The following is a 15,703-nucleotide window of genomic DNA, read 5'->3' on the forward strand; positions in this document are numbered from 1 at the left end:
GCCGGTGGCCAGCACGTCAACAAGACCGAGTCGGCGGTGCGCATCACCCACATCCCGACCAACACCGTGGTTGCCTGCCAGACCGGCCGCAGCCAGCACCAGAACCGCGACACCGCGATGAAGATGCTGGCCGCCAAGCTGTACGAGCTGGAAGTGCAGAAGCGCAACACCGAACGTGACGCGCTGGAAGCCACCAAGTCCGATATCGGCTGGGGCAGCCAGATCCGCAACTACGTGCTCGACCAGAGCCGTATCAAGGACCTGCGCACCGGCATCGAGCGTACCGATACGCAGAAAGTGCTGGACGGCGACCTGGATGAGTTCATCGAGGCCAGCCTGAAATCCGGCCTGGAAGCGGGCGCCAAACGCAGCGACGCCTGAGCCTGCGGGTCGCCTGCACGGTGACCCGCCTGGTGGCTGCAGCCGCAGCCACCCACGGTCCGTCGTATCCTCGGCGGGCGCGATTCCCTGAAGACCCACCCCCACAGACAACGACCGACCAAGCCCATGAACGAGCAGACCGCCGCGCCGCAGCCCCCCGTCGATGAAAACAGCCTGATCGCCGAGCGTCGCGCCAAACTGACCGCGCTGCGGGCCCAGGGCATCGCCTACCCGAACGATTTCCGCCGCGAAGACTTCGCCGGCAGCCTGCAGGCAGACTTCGCCGACGCCGAACGCTGGACGGCCGAAGCCCTGGAGGCCAACGAGCGCCGGGTGAAGATGGCCGGCCGGCTGATGGCCAAGCGGGTCATGGGCAAGGCCAGCTTCGCGCAGATCCAGGACGAATCCGGCCGCATCCAGGTATTCCTGCAGGGCAACGTGCTGGGCGATGCCTACACCGCCTTCAAGGGCTGGGACGTGGGTGACATCATCGCCGTGGAAGGCGGGCTGACCCGTACCCGCACCGGCGAACTGTCGGTGAAGGCCGAGAGCATCCGCCTGCTGACCAAGTCGCTGCGTCCGCTGCCGGACAAGTGGCATGGCCTGGCCGACGTGGAGCAGCGCTACCGCCAGCGCTACGTCGACCTGATCGTGACGCCGGAATCGCGCGAGGTGTTCATCAAGCGCTCCAGGATCATCCGCGCCATGCGTGCCTGGCTGGACAACCGCGACTTCCTGGAAGTCGAAACGCCGATGATGCATTACATCCCCGGCGGCGCCACGGCCAAGCCGTTCACCACCCACCACAACGCGCTGGACCTGGATTTGTACCTGCGCGTGGCGCCGGAGCTGTACCTGAAGCGCCTGGTCGTGGGCGGCCTGGAGCGCGTCTACGAGATCAACCGCAACTTCCGCAACGAAGGCGTCAGCACCCGCCACAATCCCGAATTCACCATGATGGAGCTGTACGAGGCCTATGCCACGTACACCGAAGTGATGGACCTGACCGAAGGGGTGATCCGCGATGTCGCCCGCCAGGTGCTCGGCACTACCGAAGTGGAGTGGGACGGCGCCCACATCGACCTGGCCCCGGCCTTCCGGCGCTGGCGCATGGACGAAGCCGTGCGCCACCACAACCCGGAGATCAGCCTGGCCGACTGCACCGACCGCGATGCGCTGGCTGCCCATTGCGAGCGCCTGAAGATCCGCATCAAGCCATCCTACGGCTGGGGCAAGCTGCTGCTGGAGATATTCGAAGCCACCGTCGAGCACACCCTGATCCAGCCGACCTTCATCACCGATCACCCGGTCGAAGTGTCGCCTCTGGCACGTGCCAACGACGATGCCCCCGGTTACACCGACCGCTTCGAGCTGTTCATCAACGGCAAGGAACTGGCCAACGGCTTCTCCGAGCTGAATGATCCGGAAGACCAGGCGGCCCGCTTCCAGGCCCAGGTGGAAGCCAAGGACGGGGGCGATGACGAGGCGATGCATTTCGATGCCGACTACATCCGCGCGCTGGAGTACGGCATGGCGCCGACCGGCGGGCTGGGGATCGGCATCGACCGCCTGGTGATGCTGCTGACCGGCAGCAGCTCGATCCGTGACGTGCTGCTGTTCCCCTACATGCGTCCGGAAGCCTGATCCGGAGCGGCGCGGGCTGCCACTGCCGGCGGCCCGCCGCTACCCCCGGGGCGGGTGCTGGAGTATGGTATCGGCGAGGCCGATGAGTGGCCGGAATGACCCGATTGCCGGGGGGAGGCGATGGGTCTCGTCCTTTACGCCATCACAATGTGACGGCGATCAAGATCCGGGGAGCGCATGGCAGGTATCGGACAGATGCAGGGTGCGGGCGTACAGAATGGCAGGTTATCCTCGCCAACCCTGATCCCGGGGTGGTCGAACAAGCAGGCAGAAGCAGCGTTGAATATTGTGATCGTCGACGACCAGACGTCCGCACGGACGATGCTGCGCCATGTCATCGAAGACATCGCGCCGGAACTGAGCGTGCACGACTTCGGCGACCCGCTGGCCGCGCTCAACTGGTGCGAATCGCAGCCGGTGGACCTGCTGCTGCTGGATTTCCGCATGCCGGAGATGGACGGGCTGGAGTTCGCCCGGCGTTTCCGCCGCCTGCCCAAGCACCGCGACATCCCGGTCATCCTGATCACCGTGGTCGGCGACGAGCCGATCCGGCAGGCGGCACTGGAAGCGGGGGTGATCGATTTCCTGGTCAAGCCGATCCGCCCGCGTGAACTGCGCGCGCGCTGCTACAACCTGCTGCAGCTGCGCCAGCAGTCGGAGAACGTGAAACAGCGGGCGTTGTCGCTGGAGCAGCGGCTGCTTGCCAGCATGCATGAAGTGGAAGAGCGCGAACGCGAAACCCTGTCACGGCTCGCACGTGCCATCGAATACCGTGATGCCGGCACCAGCGCGTACCTGGAACGCATGTCACGCGTGGCCGGGCTGATCGCCGAGCAGCTGGGGCTTCCCGAAGAGGAGGTCAAGCTGATCGAGATGGCGGCGCCGCTGCATGACATGGGCAAGATCGCCATTCCCGATGCCGTACTGCTGAAGCCGGGCAAGCTGACCGACGAAGAACTGGTGATCATGCGTCGCCACCCGCGTATCGGCCACGAGCTGTTGAGCGGCAGCCAGAACCGCTTCATCCAGATCGGTGCACTGATCGCGTTGCGCCACCACGAGCGCTATGACGGCAGCGGTTACCCGGATGGGCTGGTCGGCGATGCGATCCCGCTGGAGGCCCGCATCGTGGCGGTGGCCGACGTCTTCGATGCGCTGATTTCGCCGCGTCCGTACAAGGAAGCGTGGACCTTCGATGCGACCCTGGCCTACCTGTACGCACAGCGTGGCCGGCTGTTCGATCCGCGCGTGGTCGATGCCCTGCTGCGCGGCCGCGAGCAGTTGGAGCAGATCTGCGCCGAGCACTCCACCGCCTCGGCGCGACCCGGATTGTGACCATGCGCGCGCTGCTGCCCCGGCTGCGCCAGCGCCTGGCCCAGCGCCAGGATTCCGAGCACGGGCAGCAGATCGTACGCATCGTGCTGATCAGCCTGATCCTGGCCTATGTGCTGATGCCGGGGGTGCGCAACGACCTGCCACATGACCAGTACGTGGGCGTGCTGGCGATCGTGCTGGGTGGGTTGGGGCTGTCCCTGCTGGCCTTCGGCTGGCTGCTGTGGCGTCCGCAGCGCTCCGATCCGCGGCGCATCCTGGGCATGCTGGCCGACTATGGCCTGATTGCCGCCGGCATGATCCAGATGGGCGAGCCACTGTCGTGGGTCTACATCGTGGTGATGTGGGTCACGGTGGGCAACGGCATGCGCTTCGGCAACAACTACCTGTACCTGGCCGTTGCAATGGCGATGATCAGCTTTGGCTGCACCGCGCTGTATACCGACTACTGGGTCGACAACGCGCGGCTGGCATTCGGGTTGTGGCTGGGCCTGGCCGCGGTGCCGCTGTACTTTTCCACGCTGCTGCGCCAGCTCACCGAAGCGATGGCCGAAGCGCGCCGCGCCAGCGAGGCCAAGAGCCGTTTCCTGGCCAACATGAGCCACGAATTCCGCACCCCCTTGAACGGGTTGGCGGGCATGACCGAAGTACTGGCCACCACCGAGCTGGATGAAGAGCAGCGCGAGTGCCTGAACACCATCCAGGCCTCCTCGCGCAGCCTGCTGGCGCTGGTGGAGGAAGTGCTGGACATTTCGGCGATCGAGGCCGGCAAGCTGCGCGTGGTCGCCGAGGACTTCGCGCTGGGTGACGTGGTGCAGGCCATCGGCCTGATCCTGCTGCCGCAGGCCAAGGCCAAGCGGCTGGACTACCGCGTGCGGGTGGATGAAACCGTGCCGCCCCGGCTGCGCGGCGATACCGGCCACCTGCGCCAGGTGCTGCTCAACCTGGCCGGCAATGCGGTGAAGTTCACCGACCACGGCAAGGTGGAGATCCGCATCGACGTGGTCAGCGCCGCCGCCGATGGTGGCGTCCGCCTGCGCTTTGAAATCATCGATACCGGTATCGGCGTGGCCGTCCCGATGCGTCCGCGGCTGTTCGAAGCGTTTGAACAGGCCGATGTCAGCATGGCGCGGCGACACGAAGGCACCGGCCTGGGCACCACCATCGCCAAGGGCCTGGTGGAAGCGATGGGCGGTGAGATCGGCTACCAGGAGAACCTGCCGCAGGGCAGCCGGTTCTGGTTCGAAGTGCCGTTCGCCCCGCCGTTGCCGGAGCGCGTGGGCATGACCCCGGCGCTGGTCGGCAACCCGCTGGACAGCAGCAACGGCAATGTCATCGCCTTCGCCGATCCGTTCCTGCGGCATCGCGCGCGGGTGCGCAGCATGAGCATCCTGGTGGCCGATGACCACGAGGCCAACCGCATGGTGCTGCAGCGCCTGCTGCAGAAGGCCGGGCACCGCGTGCTGTGCGTCAACGGTGGCGAAGCGGTGCTGGACGCCATGGCCGAAAGCGATTTCGATGCCGCCATCGTCGACCTGCACATGCCCGGCATGAGCGGGCTGGACATGCTGAAGGAGCTGCGGGTGATGCAGGCCGGTGGCGCGCCGCGCACGCCGGTGCTGGTGCTCAGCGCCGATGTCACCCCGGACGCCATTCAGCGCTGCCAGCAGGCCGGTGCGCATACCTTCCTGGCCAAGCCGGTGGTCGCGGTGCGGCTGCTCGATACGCTGGCTGAAATCGCCTCCAACCGCGATCTCAAACCCTCCGCGCCGATCGTGCGCACGCTGACCGGCGGTACCGACGGCGTGCTGGATTCGGGCGTGCTGGATGAACTGGCATCACTGGGCATGGGCGAGGGCTTCGAGAAAGAATTCATCCGCCAGTGCCTGGGCGATGCCGAAAGCTGCATGCGCAAGATCCACGCCGACGGCGAGGCGATGAACTGGGTGCAGTTCCGCGATCAGGCCCACGCGATCAAGGGCGTGGCCAGCAACCTGGGGCTGGTGCGTGCCGCCAACCGCGCCGGCGAGCTGATGCGGATGGCCGATTGGCAGCTCAAGGCAGAATGGCGCCAGCGCCTGTCGGTACTGGCGGGCGCCTTGAAGGAAGGCCGGCTGGCGCTGGATGCACGCGCCATCCACCGCAACCAGCCCGGCGTGGACGAGGCGGACCCGCGCTGAAGTGGGCGCGGAGGGGCCGGGCAGGGCGCTGCCCGTGCAGGATGGTGCCGGCGGTCAGCCGGCACGCTCGGGTCGATCCGTGGGGGAGGGTGCTGCTCAGGCCGCGTCAAGGCCGGCACGACGGGTCTGTGCCTTGATCAGGCGGTCCATCGTGCGCAGCGAGCGATCCCCCAGCGCCAATGCCGAATCCACCCAGACCTTGGTGATTTCCAGCAGTTCGTCATAGCTGACCGCCTGGGCCAGGTTGCGCGCGGCGTTCATCGCCAGGTAGGACTGCGGGATGCGCTGGTGCTGGCGGATCAGGTCCTCCACCGCCTGGCGGCCTTCGCCCTTCCGGACCAGCACGTCGACCACGCCCATCGCATGCATTTCTTCGGCGCTGTAGATGCGTCCATCCAGGATGATCTTTTCGGCCAGCTGCGGCGCCACGCGGCGGCACAGGAACGAGTAGGCGCCCATGCCGGGGAACAGCCCGAACAGCACTTCGGGAAGGCCCATGCCCGCCCCTTCTTCGGCGACGATGGTGTGGCAGGCCAGGGCCATTTCCAGGCCGCCGCCCAGCGCATCGCCCTGGATCAGCGCGATCGACCGCACGTCCCCGCCAAACCCGGTATGCAGGTGGTGCACGCCTTCCACGCAGCGCTGTGCGTAGGCCAGCAGGCGGTCGCGGTTGCCTTCGCGGATCAACCGGGTGAACAGGTCCAGGTCGCCGCCCAGGTTGTAGGCGGTGGCGTCGGAGGCCAGCACGAAGTGGCGCAGGCGACCATCGTGGCGGCTGGCAGGCCCCCGCGTGACGGCGCTCATGTAGCTCCACATCTCGTCGAGCATGTCCTTGCGGCAGCAGGGGCGGATGCCGGTGGAGGCATCGGCGTGCATGAACAGCCAATGGGCGGCGCCATCGGCGCTGTCCTCGGTGCGGATGGTGGTGTAGGGGCGGTTGACGGGCAGCTTTTCAATGGTGCTCATGGCAGGTTCCTCGGCATGGCGGGCCCGCTGGAAAATCGGTGGTCGGCGGGCCGAACGGGTCCACTCGCGGGGATGCTACACCGGGCCAGTCGCCCCAATTGCAAAAGCCCGGGACGTTTGCGCCCCGGGCTTTTCACTTTCCGCTCATCGTGATGTGTGACCACCGTTGGTGGTGGTGGGTGACGACCGTTGGTGGTGGTGGGTGACGACCGTTGGTCGTCACGCTGTCGCCTTTGCCACAGCGCTCGCCCAGCATGGCTATGCCGGTCATCCTGACCGGCACCCTCCGGGCCGTCGCACGCGACGTTGGCAGCGGCTCCTGCCGCTGCCTTCGGCGCTACCGGCGTCGGCCGCGGACCTGCCTCAGGCCGGCGGCGCGTCGCGCAGCTCGCGACGCAGGATCTTGCCCACGTTGGTCTTCGGCAGTTCCTTGCGGAACTCGACGATCTTGGGGTGCTTATATCCGGTCAGGTTGGCCCGCGCGTGTTCCTTCACCTGCTCGGCGGTGAGGTTCGGGTCTTTCTTGACGATCACCACCTTCACGATTTCGCCGGACTTCTCATCCGGCACGCCGACTGCCGCCACTTCCAGCACGCCGGGCATCATCGCGATCACGTCTTCCACTTCGTTCGGGTACACGTTGAAGCCCGACACCAGGATCATGTCCTTCTTGCGGTCGACGATGTAGCAGAATCCCTGCGCATCCATCTTCGCCATGTCGCCGGTGTGCAGCCAGCCATCGGCATCGATCGCCGCGGCGGTATCTTCCGGGCGCTGCCAGTAGCCCTTCATGACCTGCGGGCCCTTGATGCACAGCTCGCCGACTTCATCCAGGCCCAGGACCTTGCCGCTGTCGTCCTTGATGCAGGCATCGGTGGACGGAATCGGCAGGCCGATCGAGCCGTTGTACTCGGCCAGGGTCAGCGGGTTGATGCAGGCCGCCGGCGAGGTTTCAGTCAGGCCGTACGCCTCTACCAGGGTGACGCCGGTGGTCTTCTTCCAACGCTCGGCGACCGAGCGCTGTACCGCCATGCCGCCGCCCAGGGTGACCTTCAACGTGGAGAAATCCACTTCATCGAAACCGGGCGTGTTGAGCAGGCCGTTGAACAGCGTGTTGACGCCGGTGATGGCGGTGAAGCGCACGCCCTTGAGCTCCTTGACGAAGCCCTTCATGTCGCGCGGATTGGTGATCAGGTGGTTGCAGCCGCCGAACTTCATGAAGACCAAGCCGTTCGCGGTCAATGCGAAGATGTGGTACAGCGGCAGCGCGGTGATGATCCACTCCTTGCCCGGTTCGATGCCCGACGCGCCGATCCAGGCCGAGGCCTGCTGCATGTTGGCGACCAGGTTGCGGTTGGTCAGCATCGCGCCCTTGGCCACCCCGGTGGTGCCGCCGGTGTACTGCAGGAAGGCGATGTCGTCGTGGTCGATCTCCACCTTCGGCAGGTCATGGCGGCGGCCCAGCTTCAACGCCTGGGTGAAGCGCACCGCGCCCTTCAGGGTGTAGTTGGGGACCATTTTCTTGATGTACTTCAGCACGAAGTTCACCACCACGCCCTTGGCGCCGAGCAGGTCGCCCAGCCCGGTGGTGATGACGTGCTTGACCTGCGTATCGGCGATGACCGCCTGCACGGTGTCGCCGAAATTGTCGACCACCACCAGCGCGGTGACCCCGGCATCGACCAGCTGGTGCTTCAGCTCGCGCGCGGTGTACAGCGGGTTGACGTTGACCACGGTCAGGCCGGCGCGCAGCACGCCGAAGGTGGCGATCGGGTACTGCAGGCAGTTGGGCATCATCAGGGCGACGCGGTCACCCTTCTTCAGCTGCAGCTCGCCCAGCAGATATGCTGCGAACTGTTCGACCAGCGCATCGGTCTCGCCATAGGTGAGCACCTTGCCGAAGCTGGAGTAGGCGGGGCGATCCCGGTACTTGGCCACCGAGGCGTCGAAGACGGAGGAGACCGAGTGGAACTCGTTGATGTCGATCTCGGCGGGCACGCCTTGCGGGTAACTCTGCAACCAGGGACGTTCCAGGCTCATATTTCCCCCTCCAGGAAACTGTGATGTTTGAGTTGGTTCTGTAGCCAGTATCGGTCAGATCCAGCCTTGGCAGCATACCGTCCCGGATGGAAAACGCGAAGAGGCCCGCCGATGGCGGGCCTGTGTCCTGCGCGGTAGTGACGGCCGCTGGCCGTCATGCGTGTGATATCAACGGTCGCGGCCGAGGGGGAATGACGGCCGGGAATGACGGCCAGCGGCCGTCACTACCTTATTTCCTGCGGGCCGGGGCGCCGTTGGCCTGGAAGTACGGGGCGGTGCTGCGCGGCAGCGGAGCGCGCCCGCGCAGCACGTCGGCCAGCTTCTCGGCCATCATGATGGTCGGTGCGTTGAGGTTGCCGGTCACCACCTGCGGCATGATCGACGCATCGATGATGCGCAGGCCTTCCATCCCGTGCACGCGGCCGTGGCCGTCGACCACCGCCATCGGATCGGCGGCACTGCCCATCTTGTTCGAGCACGAAGGATGGTAGGCGGTTTCGGCATGTTCGCGGACAAACGCGTCAATCTCCGCATCCGTACGCAGCTGGCTGCCCGGGGAAATCTCGCGGCCGGTGTACGGCGACAGCGCCGGCTGGCCGAAGATCTCGCGGGTGATGCGGATGCCATCGCGGAACTCGCGCCAGTCCTGTTCGTGCGACATGTAGTTGAACAGGATGCTCGGGTGCACGCGCGGATCGGTCGAACGCACATGGATGCGGCCACGGCTGGGCGAGCGCATCGACCCCACGTGCATCTGGAAGCTGTGTTCCTTGATCGGGTTGGAGCCGTTGTAATTGATCGCCACCGGCAGGAAGTGGTACTGCAGGTTCGGCCAGTCGAATTCTTCGTTGCTGCGGATGAAACCGCCGCCTTCGAACTGGTTGCTGGCGCCGATGCCGGTGCCGTTGAACAGCCACTCCGCGCCGATCGCCGGCTGGTTGTACAGCTTCAGCGCCGGTGCCAGCGAGACCGGCTTCCTGCATTCGTACTGCAGGTACATTTCCAGGTGGTCCTGCAGGTTGGCGCCGACGCCGGGCAGGTCGTGCACCACCTCGATGCCGAGCCCGCGCAGCAGGTCGGCCGGGCCCACGCCGGAACGCTGCAGCACCTGCGGGGAGGCGATCGCGCCGCCGCACAGCAGCACTTCGCGACGCGCACGCGCCTTCTGCGGTTCATCGTTGCGCAGCCACGCCACGCCCACCGCACGTTTGCCGGCGAACAGGATGCGGTCGGTCAGCGCATGGGTGACGATGGTCAGGTTCGGCCGCTCGCGGGCCTGGTCCAGGTAACCCCGCGCGGTGCTGGAGCGGCGCCCGCGCGGGGTCACGGTGCGGTCCATCGGGCCGAAGCCTTCCTGCTGGTAGCCGTTGAGGTCGTCGGTGCGCGGGTAGCCGGCCTGCACGCCGGCTTCGATCATCGCCGCGAACAGTTCGTTGTTGCCGTTCTTGGGCGTGGTGACCTGCAGCGGGCCGTCGCTGCCGTGGTAGTCGTTGCCCCCGATGTCGCGGGTTTCGGCCTTGCGGAAGTAGGGCAGGCAGTCGGCGTAGGTCCAGTCTTCCAGGCCCGGCATGCTGGCCCAGTTGTCATAGTCCATCGCGTTGCCGCGGATGTAGCACATGCCGTTGATCAGCGAGGACCCGCCCAGGCCCTTGCCGCGCCCGCAGTCCATCCGCCGGTTGTTCATATGCGGCTCGGGATCGGTCTTGTACGCCCAGTTGTAGCGTTTGCCCTGCAGCGGGAAGGCCAGCGCGGCCGGCATCTGGGTGCGGAAGTCCAGGCGGTAATCCGGTCCGCCGGCCTCCAGCAGCAGCACGCTGACGTCGGCATCTTCGGTGAGTCGGGTCGCCAGCACGTTGCCGGCCGAACCGGCGCCGATGATGATGTAGTCGTATTCGTTGAGGGTGCTCATGGTCTTTGCTCCTGCAGGCCGGGCGGCGCGCGGTCGCGCCAGCTGGCGGTGTGTAGGGTGGCCGGGCGTGGGGGGAGGAACACGCCCGGCCGGAACGACGGCCGCAAGGCCGGTGCGCTCGGATCAGAAAATGCTGGCGTAGTCGCCCAGTTCGACCTGCACCGACTTGATGCGGGTGTAGTGGGCGAGGGTGGAAATACCGTTCTCGCGACCCACGCCGGACTGCTTGTAACCGCCCACCGGCATTTCCGCCGGCGATTCACCCCAGGTGTTGATCCAGCAGATGCCGGCTTCCAGGCGGTGGATGATGCGGTGCGCACGGGCGATGTCATTGCTGACCACGCCGGCGGCGAGGCCGAAGTGGGTGTCGTTGGCGCGGGCGATGACTTCTTCCTCGTCGTCGTAGGCGAGGATGCTCATCACCGGCCCGAAGATCTCTTCGCGTACGATGGTCATGTCATCGCGGCAGTCGGAGAACACGGTCGGCAGCACGTAGGCGCCCTTGGCCAGCGCACCGTCGGTGGCACGCCCGCCGCCGGTCAGCAGGCGGGCGCCTTCGCGCTTGCCGGTCTCGATCAGGCGCAGCACGTTGTCCATGTGGGCGAAGCTGGTCATCGGGCCGAAGTTGGTCTGCGCATCCTGCGGATCGCCGATGCGGATGCGCTTTACGCGCTCCACGACGGCCGCTTCGAAGGCGGCCAGCATCGGGCGCGGCACGAACACGCGGGTGCCGTTGGTGCACACCTGGCCGGAGCTGAAGAAGTTGGCCATCACCGCGATGTCGGCGGCGCGTTCGAGCTGGGCGTCGTCACAGATCACCAACGGCGACTTGCCGCCCAGTTCCATGGTGACTTCCTTCAGCGAGGACGAGGCGGCCGATGCCATCACCTTCTTGCCGGTCTCCACGCCGCCGGTGAAGGAGATCTTCTCGATCACCGGATGTTCGGTCAGCCACTGGCCTACCTCACGGCCCGGGCCCTGCACCACGTTGAACACACCGTCGGGCACGCCGGCTTCGGTGTAGATCTTCGCCAGTTCGATCACGGTCAGCGGGGTCACTTCGGACGGCTTGAACACCATCGCGTTGCCGGCCGCCAGCGCCGGGGCGGACTTCCACAGCGCGATCTGCACCGGGTAGTTCCACGCGCCGATACCGGCGACCACGCCCAGCGGTTCACGGCGGGTGTAGAAGAAGCTGGACTCGCGCAGCGGCACCTGGTTGCCTTCGATGGCAGTGGCCAGCCCGGCGTAGTACTCCAGCACGTCCGCACCGGTGACGATGTCCACCGTGGTGGTCTCGCTGAGCGCCTTGCCGGTGTCCAGGGTTTCCAGCTGCGCCAGCGCATCGTTGCGTTCGCGCAGGAGGTCCACGGCGCGGCGCAGGATGCGCGAGCGCTCCATCGCGGTCATCGCCGCCCACACCTTCTGGCCTTCCGCGGCGCTGGCCACGGCGCGTTCGACGTCGGCCTGGTTGGCGATCTGCACCTCGGCGATCACCTTGCCGGTGGCCGGGTTGATGCTCTGGAAGGTCTTGCCGCTGGTGGCGTCGACCAGCTTGCCGTGGATGTAGAGCTGCTGCAGGGGCAGGGTGGACATGGGAACTCCTGGAAGGGGAAGGGGGAAGGGAGGCAAGTGTTCAAGCGCTTATAGCGCGTTTGCCTGTAACTGGAAGTCGATGTACGCGTAGGCGATGCGGCGCGCGTTGTCGGCGTTGAAGTCACCGCCGACCAGGCTGCCGCGCAGCCACAGGCCATCGACCATGGCGGCCAGCCCGCGCGCGGCCAGGGTGGCCTGTTCGGCCGGCAGGACGCGTTTGAACTGGTGGCACAGGTTCGAGTACAGGCGCTGGTCGTTGGCGCGCTGCAGGCGGGCCAGTTCCGGCTGGTGCATGCTCGCCGCCCAGAAGGTCAGCCACACGCGCATCGCGGTTCCGTTGGTCTGACTGTCGTCGAAGTTGCCATCGACGATGGCACGCAGCTGCGCGCGCGGATCGTCGGCGCAGGTGTCGCGGAAGCGGGCCACCGCGGTTTTCAGTTCACGCAGGATCTGGCGCATGGCGGCGTTGAGCAGGCCGTCCTTGTCGCCGAAGTAGTGCGCCACGATGCCCGTGGACAGTCCGGCCTTGCGCGCGATGGTGGCCACCGTCGCATCGGCCAGGCCGATCTCATCGATGGTCTGGAAGGTGGCCCGGATCAGCTGCTCGCGGCGGACCGGTTCGATGCCTTTCTTGGGCATTGTCTCTCCATGCACTGCGACCGGGAGGTCCCGTGATGCTGACCACTATACTTTTTATTGATTGAACGTTCAATCAATAAAGGCGTAGGATGCGCTCGCGTCCCCCACGCCCTGGTCCCGGTCCCTTCGATCCGGCCGGACCCTGCGCCCCCAGGATCGATGAGACAACGCAATGTCTTCCAAGGCTTCCTCCGCGCCGTCGCCGCTGCGACTGAACGGTTTCGTCTTCTTCAGCTCGGCCCTGTCCATCGGCGTGCTGGGCCTGCTCACCGTGCTCAACCCGCAGGCCAGCGAGCACTGGTTGCAGGTCGCGCAGGCGCAGGTGTCCGCAGCGTTCGGCTGGTGGTACATGCTGCTGATCGTGGCCTGCCTGGGCTTCGTACTGTGGCTGGCGTTCTCCCGCTACGGCAGCATCCGGCTGGGCCACAACGAAGAGTCCCCGGCCTTCGCCTACGTGCCCTGGGTGTCGATGCTGTTCTCGGCCGGCATCGGCATCGCGCTGTTGTATTACGGCGCCTATGAGCCGCTGGACCATTTCCTGACCCCGCCGGGACAGCAGGGCGGCACGGTCGCGGCCAGTCGCGAGGCGATGGTGCTGACCTTCCTGCACTGGGGCCTGCACGGCTGGGCGCTGTACGCGCTGGTGGGTGTCGCTTTAGGCTACTTCGCGTACCGCAGGAGCCTGCCTCTGGCGCTGCGTTCGGCCTTGTATCCGATCTTTGGTGAACGCATCCATGGCCGGATCGGCGACATGGTTGACGGGTTCGGCATCCTCGCGACGCTGGTGTCGATGGTGACCAACCTGGGCATCGGCGCGCTGGTGGTGCAGTCCGGCCTGACCTACCTGTTCAAGATGCCGGACACGCCGCAGACGCTGGTGGTGATCGTGCTGGTGATGATGGTGGTGGCCACCATCGGCGTGGTGGCCGGGGTGGAAAAGGGCATCGCCTGGTTGTCCAACCTCAACGTGCGCCTGCTGTGCCTGCTGCTGTTGTTCGTGCTGGTGACCGGGCCGACCCTGCACCTGCTCGATGGGCTGGTGCAGAACACCGGCGATTACCTGGCCTCGTTCGTGCGCAAGAGTTTCGACATCTACCTCAACCAGCCGGACGGCCGCGACTGGCTGGGCAGCTGGACGCTGTTCTACTGGGCCTGGTGGATCGCCTGGGCGCCGTTCGTGGGGCTGTTCGTGGCGCGCATCTCGCGCGGGCGCACCATCCGCGAGGTGATCCTGGGCGTGCTGCTGATCCCGCTGGGCTTCACCCTGGCGTGGCTGTCGATCTTCGGCAACACCGCCATCGACCTGGTGCTCAACCATGGCCAGGCGGTGCTGGGCGAGGTCGCCAAGGCCGACGCGGCGATGACCCTGTTCAAGCTGCTGGAATATCTGCCGTGGGCCCCGTACGTGGCCGGTGCGGCGGTGCTGATCGGCTTCGTGCTGTTCCTCACGCCGGTGGACTCGGGCACGCTGATGATCGCCAACCTGTGCACGCGGCGCGTGGACGGTGGCGTCGAAGATGGCCATGACGCGCCGATCTGGCTGCGGGTGTTCTGGGCGGTGGTGATCACCGTGGTCAGCATCGGCCTGCTGCTGGCCGGCAACTTCGGCGCGATGCAGACCGCGGTGGTGCTGTGCGGCCTGCCGTTCTCGTTCACCCTGGCGTTCTACATGGTGGGCCTGCTGCGCGCCCTGCGCACCGACCCGGACGCACCGCACCGGCACTGAAACCAGCAACCGGCGGGGTCCTGCTGTGGTAGCGCCGAGCCACGCTCGGCGGCGCCTGGAGTCGGGGCTCAGAGTCCCGACTCTGACCCCTGACTCTGACCCCTTTTTCAGGAGGCCGATCGCAACGCGGCTTCCACCAGCGGCGCGGCCCAGTCCGGGGTCTGGCGTAGTTGCTGCAGGTCCTCGGCCGACGGCCATTGCAGTCGGCCGTCTTCCATCTGCAGCACAAGGCGCGGGTCGGGCACCGCTTCGCCGGGCGCGGCCTCGGCGCTGTTGTCATAGACCTGCAGGGCGGCCAGCACCGGCATCAGGCCGATCAGGTTGTGCTGCGCCAACGGCCAGCGGCGACGGATGTCCGCTTCGTTGATCGGGTGGCCACCGGCCTGCACCCGCGCCTTCACCCGTGCGATGTGCTGCTCCGGGCTGGACAGGCCGCAGAACCACATCAGCACGTCATGGCTGCGCGTGGCCTCGTGCAGCATCGCGGTGATCGAGTTGCCGCCCAGGGTGGTTTCGAAGGCGTGGTTGCTGCCGTCTGCCAGGGCGGCCTGCAGGCGACTGACGCCTTCCTGCCAGGCCTGCCCGTTGGCCTCGGCCTGGCCAACGCCCAGCTGGCGCACCAGTGCACGGGCGTAGGTGTCCGGATTGAACCAGTCCAGTCCCGCCTCACGCAGCAGGTGGCCGCCGATGGAGCTCTTGCCGGCGCCGTTGACCCCGGCGAGCACGTACAGGAACGGACGCGTCATCAGTAGCCGGAACCGGCCTTGACCTTGCCGCCAAGGCGGGCAGGGCGACGCAGCAGATCGCGGGCGCGTTGGCCGGCCTCGGCCTGCTGCAGCACGGCCAGGCGTTCATCGAAGCCTCTGCGCAGCTCGGCCAGGGCGGGGGTCTGGTTGCGCAGTTCATCCAGCGATTGTTCCAGCGCTTCGACCTTGGCCTGCAGGGCGCGGTACTGGTCGGCGGAGATGATCACCGCCTGCGGTTCGTTGTGGTTGGTGACCACGACCATGCGCTGTTCACGGACTTCCTGCATGACCTTGCGCCAGTGTTCCTTCACCGAGGACGCGGTGGTGCGGGTGAGCTCGGTGATCGGTTCGAAGGTGATCGGGGCGTGCAGCATGGGGGACTCCACAGGGTGCCTGGAACCGAGATTACTCCTGTTTCGTCCAATTTATATGAATTGTCTAAAATAGGAATTAATCATTTTTCCGGCTGGCGCCTTGTTGGGCTGTGGGAGGGCGGGCGGTGGCACTGGTCAGGACACGCCGCAAGTACGTCCATGTAGGCTCG

At 66.4% G+C, this 15,703-nt stretch carries 12 protein-coding genes; 5 read left to right on the top strand and 7 right to left on the bottom strand.

What is annotated here, in order from left to right; translation table 11 throughout:
- From ABB28_RS16855 to ABB28_RS16870, 4 genes are all read left to right on the top strand, one after another.
- Positions 1 to 381: peptide chain release factor-like protein (locus ABB28_RS16855; RefSeq protein WP_275452894.1), on the top strand; the 381-nt coding region annotated here is incomplete at its 5' end.
- 126 nt (positions 382 to 507) lie between these two features.
- Entirely contained in the window at positions 508 to 2,025 is a 1,518-nt protein-coding gene (gene lysS / locus ABB28_RS16860; protein WP_057687524.1) for a lysine--tRNA ligase, read from the top strand.
- Between the two features lie 195 nt (positions 2,026 to 2,220).
- A complete protein-coding gene (gene rpfG / locus ABB28_RS16865; RefSeq protein WP_057687525.1) occupies positions 2,221 to 3,360 on the top strand; it encodes a cyclic di-GMP phosphodiesterase response regulator RpfG in 1,140 nt (379 codons plus the stop codon).
- A 2-nt stretch (positions 3,361 to 3,362) separates the two neighbouring features.
- Positions 3,363 to 5,537 (top strand): ATP-binding protein, encoded by a 2,175-nt coding sequence (locus ABB28_RS16870; RefSeq protein ID WP_057687526.1) that lies wholly within the window; start codon positions 3,363 to 3,365, stop codon positions 5,535 to 5,537.
- Between the two features lie 96 nt (positions 5,538 to 5,633).
- Here the strand turns inward: ABB28_RS16870 and ABB28_RS16875 are convergent, their stop codons facing one another.
- The 5 genes from ABB28_RS16875 to betI form a co-directional block, all read right to left on the bottom strand.
- Positions 5,634 to 6,503 (bottom strand): crotonase/enoyl-CoA hydratase family protein, encoded by an 870-nt coding sequence (locus tag ABB28_RS16875; RefSeq protein ID WP_057687527.1) that lies wholly within the window; start codon positions 6,501 to 6,503, stop codon positions 5,634 to 5,636.
- Positions 6,504 to 6,866: 363 nt separating this feature from the next.
- Complete coding sequence (locus ABB28_RS16880) at positions 6,867 to 8,543, bottom strand: long-chain fatty acid--CoA ligase (RefSeq protein ID WP_057687528.1); 1,677 nt, start codon at positions 8,541 to 8,543, stop codon at positions 6,867 to 6,869.
- A gap of 229 nt (positions 8,544 to 8,772) precedes the next feature.
- Positions 8,773 to 10,452, bottom strand: coding sequence for a choline dehydrogenase (gene betA, locus ABB28_RS16885; RefSeq protein WP_057687529.1), 1,680 nt, complete (start codon positions 10,450 to 10,452; stop codon positions 8,773 to 8,775).
- A 123-nt stretch (positions 10,453 to 10,575) separates the two neighbouring features.
- A complete protein-coding gene (gene betB / locus ABB28_RS16890) occupies positions 10,576 to 12,048 on the bottom strand; it encodes a betaine-aldehyde dehydrogenase (RefSeq protein WP_057687530.1) in 1,473 nt (490 codons plus the stop codon).
- 48 nt (positions 12,049 to 12,096) lie between these two features.
- Entirely contained in the window at positions 12,097 to 12,687 is a 591-nt protein-coding gene (betI, locus tag ABB28_RS16895) for a transcriptional regulator BetI (protein WP_057687531.1), read from the bottom strand.
- 172 nt (positions 12,688 to 12,859) lie between these two features.
- On the opposite strand from betI, the gene ABB28_RS16900 reads away from it, so the two are divergent.
- Positions 12,860 to 14,413: a BCCT family transporter gene (locus ABB28_RS16900; RefSeq protein ID WP_057687532.1), complete on the top strand. Its 1,554-nt coding sequence runs from the start codon at positions 12,860 to 12,862 to the stop codon at positions 14,411 to 14,413.
- 107 nt (positions 14,414 to 14,520) lie between these two features.
- Here the strand turns inward: ABB28_RS16900 and ABB28_RS16905 are convergent, their stop codons facing one another.
- Both ABB28_RS16905 and ABB28_RS16910 read right to left on the bottom strand, forming a co-directional pair.
- The gene (locus ABB28_RS16905) at positions 14,521 to 15,159 is read right to left on the bottom strand and encodes an ATPase (RefSeq protein ID WP_057687533.1); all 639 of its coding nucleotides are present in this window, start codon (positions 15,157 to 15,159) and stop codon (positions 14,521 to 14,523) included.
- Positions 15,159 to 15,533: a type II toxin-antitoxin system Phd/YefM family antitoxin gene (locus tag ABB28_RS16910; protein WP_057687534.1), complete on the bottom strand. Its 375-nt coding sequence runs from the start codon at positions 15,531 to 15,533 to the stop codon at positions 15,159 to 15,161. Before ABB28_RS16910 ends, ABB28_RS16905 begins: the two co-directional genes overlap by 1 nt.
- Between the last annotated feature and the right edge of the window lie 170 nt (positions 15,534 to 15,703).

This window comes from Stenotrophomonas chelatiphaga, assembly GCF_001431535.1.
In the GTDB taxonomy this organism is placed as follows: Bacteria; Pseudomonadota; Gammaproteobacteria; order Xanthomonadales; family Xanthomonadaceae; genus Stenotrophomonas; species Stenotrophomonas chelatiphaga.